This is a genomic window from Magnetospirillum sp. WYHS-4, assembly GCA_039908345.1.
In the GTDB taxonomy this organism is placed as follows: Bacteria; Pseudomonadota; Alphaproteobacteria; order Rhodospirillales; family GLO-3; genus JAMOBD01.
The window spans coordinates 1-14,782 of record JAMOBD010000011.1 but is presented as its reverse complement, the minus strand read 5'-3'; the positions used below and the strand labels follow the sequence as shown (position 1 = coordinate 14,782).

Annotated in this window: 10 protein-coding genes and 4 pseudogenes; 8 read left to right on the top strand and 6 right to left on the bottom strand. The window is 63.5% G+C overall.

The features are described from left to right. Window positions 1-62 precede the first annotated feature (62 nt). A pseudogene (locus H7841_05430) lies at window positions 63-1,267 on the bottom strand (Gfo/Idh/MocA family oxidoreductase). A 162-nt stretch (window positions 1,268-1,429) separates the two neighbouring features. Between H7841_05430 and H7841_05425 the strand changes: the two are divergent. Continuing rightward, window positions 1,430-2,701, top strand: a complete 1,272-nt coding sequence (locus H7841_05425; GenBank protein ID MEO5336319.1) for a glycosyltransferase — start codon at window positions 1,430-1,432, stop codon at window positions 2,699-2,701. Window positions 2,702-2,705: 4 nt separating this feature from the next. On the opposite strand, the gene H7841_05420 is transcribed toward H7841_05425, so the two are convergent. From H7841_05420 to H7841_05405, 4 genes are read right to left on the bottom strand one after another with little or no spacing between them, the layout of a single operon-like run. Continuing rightward, window positions 2,706-3,869 carry a class I SAM-dependent methyltransferase gene (locus tag H7841_05420; protein MEO5336318.1) on the bottom strand — a complete coding sequence of 388 codons (1,164 nt, stop codon included), beginning with the start codon at window positions 3,867-3,869 and terminating at the stop codon, window positions 2,706-2,708. Beyond that, window positions 3,866-5,590, bottom strand: coding sequence for a hypothetical protein (locus H7841_05415; GenBank protein MEO5336317.1), 1,725 nt, complete (start codon window positions 5,588-5,590; stop codon window positions 3,866-3,868). The genes H7841_05420 and H7841_05415 overlap by 4 nt, the downstream gene beginning before the upstream one ends. Then, complete coding sequence (locus tag H7841_05410; protein MEO5336316.1) at window positions 5,587-6,114, bottom strand: WbuC family cupin fold metalloprotein; 528 nt, start codon at window positions 6,112-6,114, stop codon at window positions 5,587-5,589. Before H7841_05410 ends, H7841_05415 begins: the two co-directional genes overlap by 4 nt. Then, complete coding sequence (locus H7841_05405) at window positions 6,111-7,217, bottom strand: DegT/DnrJ/EryC1/StrS family aminotransferase (protein ID MEO5336315.1); 1,107 nt, start codon at window positions 7,215-7,217, stop codon at window positions 6,111-6,113. Before H7841_05405 ends, H7841_05410 begins: the two co-directional genes overlap by 4 nt. 237 nt (window positions 7,218-7,454) lie before the next feature. Between H7841_05405 and H7841_05400 the strand changes: the two genes are divergently transcribed. Together H7841_05400 and H7841_05395 are read left to right on the top strand one after the other, a co-directional pair. Continuing rightward, window positions 7,455-7,835 (top strand): hypothetical protein, encoded by a 381-nt coding sequence (locus tag H7841_05400; protein MEO5336314.1) that lies wholly within the window; start codon window positions 7,455-7,457, stop codon window positions 7,833-7,835. 128 nt (window positions 7,836-7,963) lie between these two features. After that, on the top strand, window positions 7,964-9,130 hold the full coding sequence (locus tag H7841_05395; protein ID MEO5336313.1) for a Fic family protein: 1,167 nt from the start codon (window positions 7,964-7,966) through the stop codon (window positions 9,128-9,130). Window positions 9,131-9,649: 519 nt separating this feature from the next. Here the strand turns inward: H7841_05395 and H7841_05390 are convergent. After that, window positions 9,650-10,216, bottom strand: coding sequence for a hypothetical protein (locus H7841_05390; protein ID MEO5336312.1), 567 nt, complete (start codon window positions 10,214-10,216; stop codon window positions 9,650-9,652). Between the two features lie 343 nt (window positions 10,217-10,559). Between H7841_05390 and H7841_05385 the strand changes: the two are divergent. From H7841_05385 to H7841_05365, 5 genes and pseudogenes are all read left to right on the top strand, one after another. Continuing rightward, window positions 10,560-11,197, top strand: a pseudogene (locus H7841_05385) (transposase). A 274-nt stretch (window positions 11,198-11,471) separates the two neighbouring features. Then, window positions 11,472-11,591, top strand: a pseudogene (locus tag H7841_05380) (helix-turn-helix domain-containing protein). 70 nt (window positions 11,592-11,661) lie between these two features. Beyond that, window positions 11,662-12,747, top strand: coding sequence for an IS5 family transposase (locus H7841_05375; protein MEO5336311.1), 1,086 nt, complete (start codon window positions 11,662-11,664; stop codon window positions 12,745-12,747). Window positions 12,748-12,891: 144 nt separating this feature from the next. Further along, window positions 12,892-13,726, top strand: a pseudogene (locus H7841_05370) (IS630 family transposase). Between the two features lie 344 nt (window positions 13,727-14,070). After that, window positions 14,071-14,676, top strand: a complete 606-nt coding sequence (locus tag H7841_05365) for a YkgJ family cysteine cluster protein (protein ID MEO5336310.1) — start codon at window positions 14,071-14,073, stop codon at window positions 14,674-14,676. Window positions 14,677-14,782 lie beyond the last annotated feature (106 nt).

Sequence of the window (14,782 nt, the reverse complement as noted above, 5' to 3'; positions counted from 1 at the left end):
GGGTAAGCACATTGGTAAAGACGCAGGACGGGCCGCAGAAGACTCCCTCTTCCAGGGTGACGCCCTTGTAGAGGCTGACGTTGTTCTGGATCTTGCAGCCGTCGCCGACGGTCACGTCGGGTCCGGCCATGACGTTCTGACCCAGGACGCAGTTACGGCCGATGCGGGTGCCGGGCAACAGATGGACATTGTGCCAGACCCGGCTACCCGCGCCGACGATCGCGTCCCGGTCGACGAAGGCGGAGGAATGGATGGTCGGTCCCGCACCCTCCGCCCCCCCCGGACGGACGGGGCGGCCGACGGCGATGCTCTCCTCGGCGGCCCACAGTACTTTCAGGACGCGCCGGCCCTCGCGGCCATCCGTGCGTGGCACGGCCCCGGTGGCGACGCAGTCCAGGAAGTGGCGGATTTCGGTTTCGAGGGGCTCCGCCTGGTCCAGAATCTCGGGCACGGGCTCGGTACGTACGGGCACCGGATACTGTCCATCCCAGGAAACCTCGTGGAAATAGACCAGAAGCTTGCGGTCCCAGGGTTCGCCGTCGTTGAACACCATCATGCCTCGGTCGCCGACGACGACCAGTTTTTGCTCTTTGAAGGGATGGAGCCAACTGACGAAGATGTGTGCGCTGCCCCCACCCGGAAACCGCATATGGGTGAATGTCAGGTCGTAGACCTCCTTTTGCAGGAAGTTCTCGCCGGTGGCCAAGACTTCCACCGGCTCCGTGCCGAACAAATCCAGAATCATGGAAATGTCGTGGGGCGCGAAGCTCCAAAGAATGTTCTCCTCTCGCCGGAACTTGCCGAAGTTCAAGCGTGAGGAATAGACGTAACGCAGCTTGCCCAGGGTGCCGGCCTGCACCAATTCGGTCAGGCGGGTGAAGGCGCTATGGTATCGAAGGAGGTGTCCCACCATCAGAACCCGGCCTCGATCTTCCGCCAGGCGGGAAAGCTCCCCGGCCTCGTCGATATGCAGAGTCAGCGGCTTCTCGACGAAGCAATGCTTGCCGGCTTCGAGGGCCTGGCGGGCGATGCCGAAATGGGTCTCGGCCGGGCTGGCGATGGCCAGCGCGGCAATCGCCGGATCGGCGAGAACCGCTTTCAGGTCGCGAGCGGGAACCCCGAACTTTTCGGCATGGGAGGCCATGGTGTTGGGGTTGGCGTCGACGATGGCCGCCAGGGCGCCACCGTCGTGCAGGACGCGCGCGATGTTCTTTCCCCAATAACCGCAACCCACCAGGGCGACGTGGGGACGAGGGGGCGTTTGCATGGCCTTGGATATCCTGTTCCCAATCTTCCGCCAGAATATCGGTTTCTCCGGCGGTATTCCAGGCCCCGAGGCGCCGTGGCGGCGCCGGTTGCGCAATCCGGTTCGCCGTGGGAGTATCGGGCGTCGAGGCTGGGAAGATGGGCGTTCAAGGGAGGCGATGCGATGACGGTGTCGCGGCAGTACCGGCTGGTCCGCTTCACTCCCCTGGCCTATGCGGGCGTCGAACGGATGATCCGGGACGCCTTGCCCAATTCCGCGACCGCGTCCTATGAAACTCTCCACGAAGCCTATTGCGCCCTTTCCCCGCTCTATTCGGACACCGTGCCGCGGGAATTGCGGCGTCTCGGCAACGAGACCTTCGACTTCGTGGGAGATTCTCTGCTCCTGCAAGGCCGATGGGCGATGGGGCGGAACATCCCGACGCCTGCCGATCCCCGCCGCATCCTGCGCGAGATCGCCTTGGCGCAGCTTCGCGAGACGAAGCCGGACGTGCTCTACCTCCAGGGCGCCAACCATCCCTTTTTCCAGCAGATCCTGACGGAGGACCTGCGGGACCAGGTTCCGTCGTTGAAGCTGGTGGTCGGCTATGTCGGAATTCCGATGGCTCGCCACGAAGTCCGCCATGTCGATTGCCTGATCGCCTGCGCGCCCGCCATCCGCGAAACGTTCCTCCGCCAGGGGCGGGCGGCGGAAATGGTTTACTACGGCTTCGATCCGGCCGTGGACGACAGGCTGTCGGCTTGGCGGGCGGCGGGCGACCGGGATGCGGAGATCCACGCCTTCACCTTCGTCGGCAAGACCGGGTTCACCAGCCGGGACGTCCGGGAACACCTGAACCGTTACTGGGACCTGCTCAGGCTCATGTTCGCGACGGGGTTGGAGGTCTGGGCCGACGAGGACATGGCTGCCGCCTGGATCGGGATGGATGGCGCAATGGCAGAGGCCCTTCGCGCGATGGTCCGCGACGCGCCGGCCGAAATGGCCGTCGACGCGGTCCGGATGGTGCTGCAACGCCGCCACGGGATCGAGGATGTGCGGTTTCCCATCCGCAGCCTGTTCCCGGAACGCTGCCACGACGCGGTCTACGGGCTGCCGATGTACGACCTGCTGGCGCGATCCCGGATTTCCTTCAATCGGCATGTGGACATCATGACCGGCTGTGCCGGAAACATGCGGATGTTCGAAGCGACGGCCATGGGTACCTGCCTGATGACGGAGGCCGCGGCGAACATGCCGGATTTGTTCGAGGCGGACCGCGAAGTGGTGACCTATCGATCCGTCGACGAAGCCATCGACAAGGCCCGGTACCTCCTGGACCATCCCATGGAAAGCGAAGCCATCGCCCGGGCCGGGCGGGAGCGGACCCTGCGCGACCACAGCCTGGTGCGGCGGACGGCGGAGATCCACGAAATCATCGCCGCCCGGCTTGCCTGAAAACTCAAGCCCCGGCGTTCTCGAAACAGAGATAGTGGTAGAGCGATCCCCAGATGTCCCGCAAGATGGGGCTGGCATGATAGCGGGCGACGAGGGACTCCAGGGCGCCGTCATGCACGCCGATCCCGCGCATTTCCATCCCCAGTCCGGGAACCAGGGCGTCGAGGTAGGCGGCGAGGGGTCCGGGAATCTCCGGCAGGTCGCCGCGGGGGGGATAACCACCGGAGAACCGTGCGATGGCGGCAATCAGGTCCGCGATGTCGCCGACGATCGTTGCCGCCTCTTCCCTTAGGTCGGGACGGGACAGGGGCCGCCCGGTAAGGAAGAATGGCAGGGCGGCGAGCCATTCCTCCCTGAGCGATTCGCGCCAGGTTTGCGGAGGCGGAACATCCTTGTACCAAGCCATTCGATCACGGAGCGTCCAAACCGGGGACGCGGTGCGGAAGCGACCGCCCAGCGGTTCGATGACCTTCAGGATGTCCTCGAAGCTCCAGAGGGATAGGGCGAAGGGGTTGACCAACTGGTCTTCCCACCAAGCGGAAAAAGGCCGGGAGGCGTTCAGTTTGGCGAAATCGTCGCCGAACAGGCGACCCGCCAGGGACAGCGACGGCGCCGCGAAGACGTCGTCGATGCCGGCCAACCGGCAGGCTTGCCAATGGATCGCCCGCTTCATCATCTCGATCATCCCGCCGGTGCGGTCGTCGAACGAGACGACCGCCAGGCCGCGGGGTTTCAGGAGCGCCAGCATCCGGCCCAGCATGGCATCCCGGTTGGATAGGGTGTTGAGGAAACCCTCGGCGATCGCCAGGTCGTAGGTTCGGTCCGTCCGGAAACCGGCCATGTCGGCCGCGACGACGGCAACCAGGCGTTCGGACAGTCCGAAGCGGTCGAACAGATCGCGCAGGCGGGCATGGGCCGCCACATTGGGTTCCACCAGGGTGACGCGGGCCCCGGCTTCCGCCAGGACGAGGGCGTTCTCTCCGGAATTGCAGCCGAACTCGATCACGTCCCGACCTTCCAACAGGCCGAAGGGTATCCCCAGATGCCGGTCGTAGAGATTGCCTCGCTTTTCCCGATGCCGACGAAAGGCTTCCGGGGTTTCCAGGTTCAAGGGAACCGGGTCCATCTTTCTTTGGACGTAGTAGTCGAGAAGGGTCGGATCGTTCATGTCGCCTCGGGCTGGGAACTGAGGGGGATGCCATCGTCTTCCAGGATGGCGCCGACGATGGCCGGGTCGTACTCGTCGGGCGAACCGGGCGGGAAGACGTCGCGAAAGACGATGGGATGGCGGAACGTCCATTCGTTGAAGGGCGAGATCAGGTTCCCGACCGTCTTGTAGAGGCGGGCCTGGCCGAGGTCGAACGGGCCGCCGATGGTCGCCGCCGGCTGCTGGACCGAACTCAGCGCCAGCATGGCGAAATCGGCACCATCGGCAAGCACGCGGACCTTCTTCCAATCTTCCGGGCTCGGGAAGATGTTGGCGGCCAGATGGCCGTCGACGCTGGTGAATCGATAGGTCCGGTAGCGGGCCAGGGCGCCGGCCGAAATATAGACCGGGTCCAGGCAGAATCCATGGGCGATCACATCCCTGCCGCGCTTCCAGAACAGCACGCCGGGCGGACAACTGAAATCCCGGTTGGCGGGGCTGACGAAGGCGCATCGGGTGATGGCATGCATGTGTTCGGCGATCATGCCCATCAGGTCCGGCGCCTTGATGCGAATAGGGCCGTTCGGTTCGGCGAAGCGGGCCTCCAGTTCGGGAACGAAGGTTTCGCGCCGACAGATCATGCTGGTCATGCAGATGGCCTCATGCCCATCTTCCGCCAGTTCGGCCAAACGCCCATAGGCGCCGTCGGCGAATACGGTGTCGACCGCCAGGGGCGAAATCGCCGCATCCAAGGCCCGGGCCAGGTCGATTCCGGCGTGCAGCGCCATGCTGAAGGCGTAGTACATGAACAACGTCGGCTTCAGGTGTTCATCCCGCTGCACCACCTCGACGGGCATGAAGATGGGCTCGACGGGACAGATGTCATGGAACAGGTCCAGGGCCCCAGTGGCCCGTAGCGCCTCGTAATCGGGAGGCGTGGTGACGAGGGCGATACGCAAATCGAACCGCCGGGCCAGGGCCGGCATGTTGCCGGGGGCGGCCAGGCAGCGGAGGTGGCGGGCGCAAAGGGGTACGTAGTCGGCTCCCCATGCCACGGTGGCATGGATCATCCGGGGCTTGCCGGTCGCGGTCGCCAGCAGGCGGGCCGCCCGCTCCGGGGTTTCGGCCAAGACCCGCCGCATCCATTCGCAGAGATGGCGATAGCGGGCGAAGACTTGCGTTTGCGACGGGTCGGCGAAGGCGGGCGCCCCCGTCACGGTGGCGAGAGCCCCTTCGAGATCGCCCAGGCGCAATTGGTGGTTCAGCAGCGCTTCGAGAACTCCGAAATCTTCCGGCATGGCGTGGGCGGCGTATCGAAACGCCACCAGGGCGAGGTCCTCGCGCCGGGCGTTGGTCAGGCGATGGCCGAGCGCCGTCACGTCGGCGATGGACTTCCGTACCAGGGCCAAGAAGAGAGACGGCGCCGCGGCGGATTCGGCCCGGCGCAGAAGAGCGAGCGCCCCTTCCGGATCGTCCGCCCCCATCAGGGGACGGCAAAGGCCGAATAGCGATGCCGGATCGCCCCCCTCGGCCAGACGGCGCAGCACCGCCGCCGCCTTGGCCTTCTGCCGGTCGAGAAGCAGCGTGGTTGCCAGGACCGCCAGGATCTGGATGTCGTCGGGGGCCAAACCGCGCGCCCGGTCCAGAATCTGGATGGCCAGCGCCGGCTGCCCGCCGGCCATCAACTGCCGGGCATGCCGCAACAGGCGGTAAGCCTCGGCGTTCGGGGTGGAGTCGTTCACCCGGCCAGTTCCTTGGATAGCCGGACGGCATAGGCTTCCAATTCGGCCGCCGGCGCGTCGTCATCGGGCGCCCAGGGCGCGATGACCATCTCCTCGCGCCGGAAAGGGCCGTTGGTGATTTCATGGAAGACCACCCAGTCGCTTCGCGGTATAAGTGTATGGAAGCGGGATTCCGAAAGTCGGTAGAAAAAGGGCTTGCCGCTGCCCGTCGGCCCCAGGGTCAAATGGCTTTCGATGCGTCCGGCATCGTCGAAGATCACCACGTCCAGGTCACCTTCCACCATATGGTAGCTTTCGCTCTTTCCCGGATGCCGGTGGGGTGGCACGTAGTTGCCGCGGGCATGGACGATCAGCATCTGGTGCAGGGAATCCTCGACGCCAGGATGGGCGCAGAGCCGGATCCGCCGCCGCGCATTGGTGGCCGCCATCGTCTTCAGGGCCGCGACATCGGCTTCGTCGACATGGGTTCCCGCCAGGGTCGTATAGAGGACTTCCTCGGTGATCCGGACATAGGCCAGTGTCATGATCCACGGGCTCCGAAGAATTCCAGGACCGCATCGGCCACCCGTTCGCGTTGCGCTTGGGAGATCTTTTCGCTGGCGGGCAGGCAGAGAACCTTGCCGATCAGGCGCCGGGCATTGGGGAAATGGGCCCGCGATCCGATGTAAGGGGCCTGTTCCGGCATCAGGGGGGCGTGCTGGACTTGGCTTTCGATTCCACGCTCGGCGAGGAAGGCCTTGAGGGCATCGCGGCGGTCGGTGCGGATGGTATAGGTGGAGTAGGCGCTCTCGGCGCCGGCATCGCTCCTTGGCGTCTCCACCACCCCGGCCAGGCGTTCCGTGTAGTAGGCGGCCGTCGCGCGCCGTGCCGCTCGCCGCGCCCGGTAGCGGTCCAGCCGTACCAGCAAGGCCGCCGCCTGGAGGGTCTGGAGCCGACCGTTGTGGCTGACGTACTTGCAGGTCTCGCGGTCCACCATGCCGTTGTAGCGGAGGGCGCGGAGCGTCTCGTGCAGGGAGGCCTGGTCGGTCGCCACCATGCCCGCTTCGCCCAGAGAGGCCAGTCCCTTCATGGAATTCATGCTGAAGCAGCCGACATCGCCGAACGATCCGGCCGGACGGCCGCCGCGGGTCGCGCCGAAGGACTGGGCGCAGTCCTCGACGACGAAGAGGCCATGGCGGGCGGCGATCGGCAGGATGGCTTCCATTCGGCAGATCGTTCCCGCCCAGTGGACGGCGAGGATGGCCCGCGTGCGTTCGCTCAGCAGGGGCTCGATGGTCCCGGCGTCGAGATTGAGATCGTCGCCGATATCGGCGAAGACCGGTTGGGCTCCGGCCAGGGCGATGGCGTTGGCGGTGGCGACGAAGGAAAGGGGGGTGGTGACGACCTCGTCCCCCGGCCCGATGCCGAGCGCCTTCAGGGCGAGGATCAGGGCATCCGTTCCGGACCCGACGCCGATGGCATGGCTGCGGCCGATTTCCATTGCGAACCGGCGTTCGAGCTCCTGGACCTCGGGCCCGAGAATGAGGCGGCCATGATCGAGAACCGCCGCCATGGCTGCCAGCAGGTCGGCACGCTCGCCTTCGTCGAGGACGCGGAGATCGAGAAAGGGTACCTGCAAGGCGGCCATGAACGTCTCCAGCAATCACGCCAGCTTAACCCGTCCGGTCCGGTCGTTAAAGGGGCCGAATGTCCTGGGTGGAGGATCGCGGCGCGCCCTACGAGATGTTCGTTCCCGACGGAGGGGAGGTGGATGGGATTTTTGTACATGAATAATATCTAATTGACGGAAATTGCGCGATCTTTTTGTAATAGCCATAAAATATATATATGGGATCTTCCAATCTCTCCGCGTTAGCATATCGCCGTGAACGCACATGGAACAGGCGCCAAGCGGGCGATGATCGTCATCGGCAAGGACGGCTTCATCGATTGGGCCCGTTCCAGCGACCCACTGCTCAAGTCTGGTGTCTTCTACCGGGCGCGCCAGGAAGTTGTTCCGCTGCCCGAGGCGTCCCTGGCCGCCCACCCCGAGAGGTATTCCGACATCGACGCCGATGTCGTCCACCCTCGCGGTGTCTGGCCTGGAGACGAGGACGTCAGGGAATTCATGATCTTCGGGAATCGAACGGAAATGACGATTTCCTTGCTTCTCTATCCCAACGATGCGCCGGCCAGGCGATGGGGCGATGATCTGGACGAACCCAAGGAATGGGACACCTACGACCAGTTTGTCGCGCGGGGATAGGCCATGCCGCCACTAGGAACGGAACCTTGACTAACGCGCCACGCTAGTAAAGAATACGTTCTTAACGGCGCTCGCAAGGAACGATCTCGTTTCTTGCCTCTGGTTGGCGACCATCGTGGGAAGGGATCATGGGCGAGCGGAGCACGGGCAGGTACGAGCGGGTTGTCGCTGGTGGCGAGGAGGTGTCGGCCTTCATCCCGGTGCCGCTTCCTCCGGCCGCCCCTCCCCTGAACTTCGATGGAACGCTTGGCCAGCGGCTTCGCCACGCGGAGCATGCCCTGGCCCGGCTTGAGCTTGCCGGCGAGATGGTGCCGTCGCTGGACTGGTTCATCTACGCCTTCGTGCGCAAAGAGGCCGTGCTGTCGTCGCAGATCGAAGGCACCCAGGCCACGCTCGTCGACCTGCTGGCCTTCGAGGCGGAAGAGCAGGCACCACCCAACGCGGATGTCGAGGAGGTGTGCAACTACCTGGACGCACTCACCTACGCCCGCGACCAGGTGTCATCCGCAGAGGGGCTCCCCCTGTCGATGCGGCTCTTGAGCGAAACGCATCGGCGGCTGATGGCCGGTGTCCGGGGAGCAACCAAGCAGCCGGGCGAGGTGCGCCGCAGCCAGAATTGGATCGGCGGCAGTCGGCCCGGCAACGCCGTGTTCGTTCCGCCGCCCCCTCAAGTCTTGCCGGAGCTTCTCGGATCCCTGGAAACGTACCTCCACGGTGACGACCCGCTGCCGAAACTGGTGCGTGCCGGCCTCGCCCATGTGCAATTCGAGACCATCCACCCCTTCCTTGATGGCAATGGCCGCATCGGCCGGCTGCTCATCGTGCTGCTGCTGGAGCACTGGAACCTGCTGCGCGAGCCGCTGCTCTATCTCAGCCTGTTCTTCAAACGCCATCAGGCCGAATACTATCGCCGGCTCGATGCCGTCCGCACCGACGGCGACTGGGAGGGATGGCTCGACTTCTTTCTCGACGGCGTGGCGACGATCGCCGACGAAGCGGTGACGTCCGCCCGCGACCTGTTCACGGTGGTCGGCGCCGATCGCGCGCGCGTGCTCCAAAGCGGAACCGCCTCGGTCACTGCGGTCCGTCTGTTCGAGGCCCTTCCCCGCCACCCTGTGGTCACCGTCGCGTCGGCGATGAAACTGGTCGAGGCCAGCAAGCCGACCGCAACGCGGGCCATCGAAGTCCTGGTCGATGCCGGAATCCTTACCGAGACCACCGGCCGTCGGCGCGATAGATCCTTCGCCTACCAAGGCTATCTCGACCGACTGCGTGCTGGGACGGAGTTGCGCTGATGAGGGACTGCGCAGAATTGCGCCCCCTCTTGCTTCCACAGTGCTTCCACGGGGGCGATGGCAGTGCGGGGCGCCAGAATCAAAAAGCCTGTAACCATTTGAGGTTACGGGCTAATTTGGTTGCGGGGGCGCGCAACCGACGAGACCTCAATTTTGGTCCGGTCGAAGTCTGAGTTCGAGGTTTCTGCATGGCTGCACCGCGTCATAATGACTGCAAATGACCTCCGGAACGGTCTCCAATTGCTTTTCCGCCTCGGATGGCCGCCAGCAAGATCGCGAGGGTTCCGAGATCGAGGGCCAAGGGTCTGTTGGCAGATGAAATAAATTATTGGGATGAACGATTATCAATGCCGCAAAGAGCGAAAATGGCGAAATATGAAAATGGCCATCTAAAGTAAACATAAGGCACTGCCGCCATGTTTGCGTTATAAAGTAACGGCATATTCCTCGTTATTCTTCATATGTCACAAATATAAATATTATCAATTTTGGCGACTTTTTTCATACGCTACAAAATACCTAGAAGTCCCCCTTCCGGATCTGATATACGTCGGGGGCCTTCGGCTTTTCGATATAGGATATCTGGACCGAAGGATGGCGGGGAACAGCGGTCTTTGCATCGCCCTTAGCTTGACCTTTAGACTCGACGGGAGCGAGGTCCCTTGCCACCAGGGTAACGACCCGCCCCTTTTCGTCCGCGCCCCGGAAGACGAGGATGCCGCCATCGGAGAGTGCTCGATCGCGAACGATGCTGTCGGGCTGATACTGTCGCGCGGCGAAATAGTTCCGCAGCGTCAGGGTCACCACCTTGAGCTTCTCGATCTCCGCCTCCGCCTTCGCATCCCGCGCCCAAACGACGTTCACCTGGGTCAGTTTCTTGCTCTTGTACCCAAGGACATAGACCACGACGGCCTCGCCGCTTTCCGGAATCAGGTTCTTTACCGTGGCCGCTAGGATCGTTGTCTGCTCGACCGGGTGAACCTCCCTTTGGATAGTCTCTGGCTTGATGCCGAAATCGCGGACGATGGATTGGCGAACCTCCGCTTCGGTCATGCCGAAGTGAGAAGACCGGAATCCTTCGACCACACCCGGCTCGGCCTCGGCCGCCTTTTCTTGAACCTCTCCAGAGGCGGCCTTGTCCGCCCCCAGCCGCCTGGGCCTTGGCCAAGTCTTGCGTCGCCGCTCCGAGCTGGGCCTTGGCCGCGGCGGCCTCGGCCGCCTTGGCCGCCGCCTCGGTTTCCAGGGCTGCCTTGGCTTGTCCGTCCGGCTCCGCCGCCGCCTTGGCGGCCGCCTCGGTCGCTTCCTTGGCCGCTGCCTCCGCTTGAGCCTTCACCTGCTCGACCTGTTGCTCGGCCTTGTATTCCTGGACAGCCTTGCCGACCGCGTTGGTCATCGCGCTCGGCAAGTCCTGCGATGCCCGGGGGTTGCCATGGGAGCGCCGGTACCGCTCAGGAATGACTACGATGGGGTGGCGCTTCGGCGCCTTGCGAAGAGATCGGGCGACGCCAAGCAGACGCGGCGTCTGTTGGCGCTGGCGTCGATCTATGATGGCGGCAGCCGGAGCGAGGCGGCGGAATTGGGAGGGGGCGGCCTCCAGGTGGTTCGGGACTGGGTTGTCCGTTTCAATGCGGCCGGTCCAACGGGCCTGCTGGACGGCAAGGCTCCTGGCCAGAGGCCGAAACTGAACGCGGAGCAACGCCAAGCCCTGGCGGACAAGGTCGAGCGTGGACCGATCCCGGCGGTAGATGGGGTCACCTCAAGGAAATCTCCGCCCACGTTTCCCCCGGCGCCCACGCCGTGATCCTGCTGGACCAGGCCGGCTGGCATCTCTCCACCGACCTGACGGTTCCCCCCAACATCACCCTGCTGCCCTTGCCACCGAAGCCCCCGGAGCTCAATCCGGTCGAAAACGTCTGGCAGTTCATCCGCGACAACTGGCTATCCAGCCGGGTCTTCCAGTCCTACGACGACATCCTCGACCACTGCTGCCACGCCTGGAACAAGCTCATCGACCAGCCCTGGAAGATCATGTCCATCGGCCTTCGCCAGTGGGCTCATGGGTTCTAATCAATGCATGTTGGTATAAGGCGATGCCGTCAATGCCATCCTCACAGCCGTCGGACACAACCTCCGCCTCCTCGCAAGGTGGCTCCTACTGTTCGTCGCCTCGTTTAGGCTGCGGCCCCCAGGAGTTTCTTGGATTCAGGTCCGTTTGATCGCCTGATCGGGTTTTTCACGGGCGACTAGCTAGAGCATTGACCGCTCTGACGGAATCGCGGGGGATTCCCAAAGGGCCGGAAATCTGATTCAAGATGTGAGCTGGTGAGGGAGGCCAGCTCGCATGACCGCACCTCTTTCGAAAGACCTGCGCCAGCGCCTGATTGCCGCCGTAGCGGATGGGCAATCCTGCCGTTCGGCGGCAAAGCGCTTTGGTGTCGCGGCCTCGACGGCGATCAAGTGGACGCCTCCGGAAACTGGCATTGGCTCGGGTTTTGTGATTCCCTTTCTGTGTGACGGGACAGGGGGCGGATATGAAGGGTCAGGCTGGTTTCTGGGACATCGAGCACCGTCTGGCGGAGATTTCGGCCGAGGGCGATCCGCTGGAAAGGCTTTCGGCGACGGTCGATTTCGAGATTTTCCGCCCGGTTCTGGCCAAGGCGGTGCGGCGGAGTGATCCGGGCAAAGGTGGCCGGCCAGGGTTCGACCTGGTGCTGAAATTCAAGATGCTGGTGCTGCAATCTCTGCACGGTCTGTCGCTTCAGCAGGTCTCCTATCTGGTCCGCGACCGGCTGAGCTGGATGCGGTTCTGCGGTCTTGGTCCCGGCGACGCGGTGCCGGACGCCAACACGCTGTGGGATTTCCGCGAGGCTCTGATCACGGCCAAGGGGGCCCTGGACGGATTGTTCGGGCGTCTCGACCAAGACATCAGCGCCGCCGGCTACTTGCCCATGTCGGGTCAGATCGTCGACGCCACCCTGGTCGCGGCGCCCCGCCAGCGCAATACCGACGGCGAGAAGGACGCGATCAAGGCCGGCATGAGCGCCCGCGACATCTGGCCCGACAAGCCGGCAAAGGCAGCACAGAAGGATGTGGACGCCCGCTGGACGATCAAATTCGCCAAGGCCAAGCCTGCCGCCGACGGCACGCCGCGGATCGACATCGCCATTCCGGCCTTTGGCTACAAGGCGCACATCTCGATCGACCGCCGCCACGGCGTGATCCGGCGCCGCATCGTCACCGATGCCGCCGCCCATGACGGCACCCGCCTGCGCGAAGGGCTGGTCGATCCCAACAACACCGCCTCGGAGGTGTGGGCGGACACCGCCTATCGCTCCGAAGCCAACGAGACCTTCCTGCGCTCCATCGGCAAGGTCAGCCGCATTCACGTCAAGAAGCCGCGTGGCAAGCCGATGTCGCGACGGACGGCCGCCGCCAACGCCAAGAAATCTGCGGTGCGCGCCCATGTCGAGCATCCCTTCGCCGTTCTCAAGGGCCCGATGCGCCTCGTGGTGCGGACCATCGGCAAGGCCAGGGCCGAAGCCGGCATCACCCTGGCCGCCATGGCCTACAACATGAAGCGTTGGTGCTGGCTCGACAGGAGAAATGTGCCCGCATGATGCCGGAAGCCGGAAAATCGGCCATGCCGATCACCCCCGGACCAGCGAAAACATCCCAAGAAGCGCCACTCTCTCGGAATTCACCCGGCAAACCATCCAAAACAGCCCTCAAGCCGTCACGATGAAGGGTTTCCGGAGGTCTCCAAGTGGGTAACCCGCTGGCGCCAGGAGGGACATGCCGATCCCAAGCCCATCGGCGGCGACCGGCACTCGCACCGGATGGAAGCCCATGCCGGGGAAATCCTGGGCCTGGTCGACAAGACGCCAGACATCACCCTGATGGAGATCGTGGCCCACCTGGAAGCGACGCACGGGCTGCGGGTTGCCCACAGCTCCGTATGGCGTCTGCTGGACCGCCACGGCATGACGTTCAAAAAAAACAGCGCACGCAAGCGAGCAGCAGCGGCCTGACGTCCTGCGACGGCGACTGGCATGGTTCGAGCTTCAGCCGGAACTTGTGCCCGAGCGCCTGGTCTTCATCGACGAGACCGGCGCCTCGACCAAGATGGCTCGGCTGCGCGGTCGAGCGCTCCGTGGCGAGCGGTGTCCTGCGCCGATACCGCACGGACACTGGAAAACCACCACCTTCGTCGGCGCTCTCAGGCTGGACGGCATGACAGCACCCATGGTCCTGGACGGTGCCATGAATGGCCCGGCCTTCCTGGCCTATGTCGAGCAGGTCCTGGCGCCGACGCTGTTGCCGGGCGACGTCGTGGTCATGGATAACCTGCCGGCACACAAACTCGCCGCAGTGCGAGCCGCCATCGAGGCAAAGGGTGCAAAGTTGCTCTTCCTGCCGCCCTACAGCCCGGATTTCAACCCGATCGAAATGGCCTTCTCGAAGCTCAAGAGCTTTCTCAAGAAGGTCGCGGCCCGCACCAAGGATGACCTTTGGGCAGCCATCGCCACGGGCATCGACCTCTTCACCCCGGCAGAATGCCTGAACTACTTTGCCGCTGCCGGATATGACCGTGATTGAGCGGAAAATGCTCTAGTCGGCCGACTCGGCGCTCGATCAAGTCCCTGGACCCGGTGTAGGATCGCCGGGCCGCCACTTCGACTTCTACAGCGGCAGAAGGGCGTATTCGAGCCGTGGCGGCAGGACGCCCGATCAAGGTTATTTTGACAACCCACTACAGAAGGTGGCAGCATGATGTTCGCCGCAGCTGCCGGGCTTCATTGCGGTCGGGGTACTCCCTCCCTGCATGATCACAGGCGGCGGCATGACCCGACGACAACCGGCAAGCTTTCACTTATCTGCCGCCAAAACCTGTCCAAACGAATCCCGCCAGCTCTATGCCCCCTTTTCCAAGAGCAGAACTTTTGACGACCGAACACCATCGTACCATTGATACGCTTGTTGGCAGGGTAATCATTTGCAAAGGGTGCCACACCTGCTGCGAGAACAGTTCGGCTTTTGTGCTGTCCGGTGAGGTTGCAAGGATGGAGGCGCTTGGCGTGATGCTGCAGGATTTCGACGGAGTGCACTTCATTCCGTCAGCGATAAACGGCCGTTGTCCGATGCTAACAGGCGAGGGCCGTTGTTCGATATATGAAGATCGACCGATCGGCTGTCGATTGTTTCCCTTCTATCTGATGGACCGACGCACTCATCCGCGGCAGTGGGTGGTGTATCATTTCTGCCCCAAAGACAATCAGTATACCGTGACCAAGGGCGAACTTCTCCTGATGGCATTGGAAATTGAGAAGCAGCTGAGCCAAGATGAAATCGATGGCCTGCTGCATCAAGAAGCGGTGCTAGCTAGACGCGACGATCTGGAGGTTGGGCATCGCTGCTTCCTGAGCCTCCCCCCCCCCCGGGCCCCCTCAGATTCCGTAAATCTCAGTCCGTTCTCACCCCAGTATCCTGATCAGCATGATGAGGTCTGCTTCGTAGGGCCTCAGGGTGTCATGGTAGACCCAACTTGAACAGTGGAGGGGCGTTTTGGGAGAGGCCCCTATTGAAAATATTGGGTTTTTTGGCCTGAAATCCGGACCTGGCGAAAAATGTAGTGGAACATTTTCTCTGTCGTTG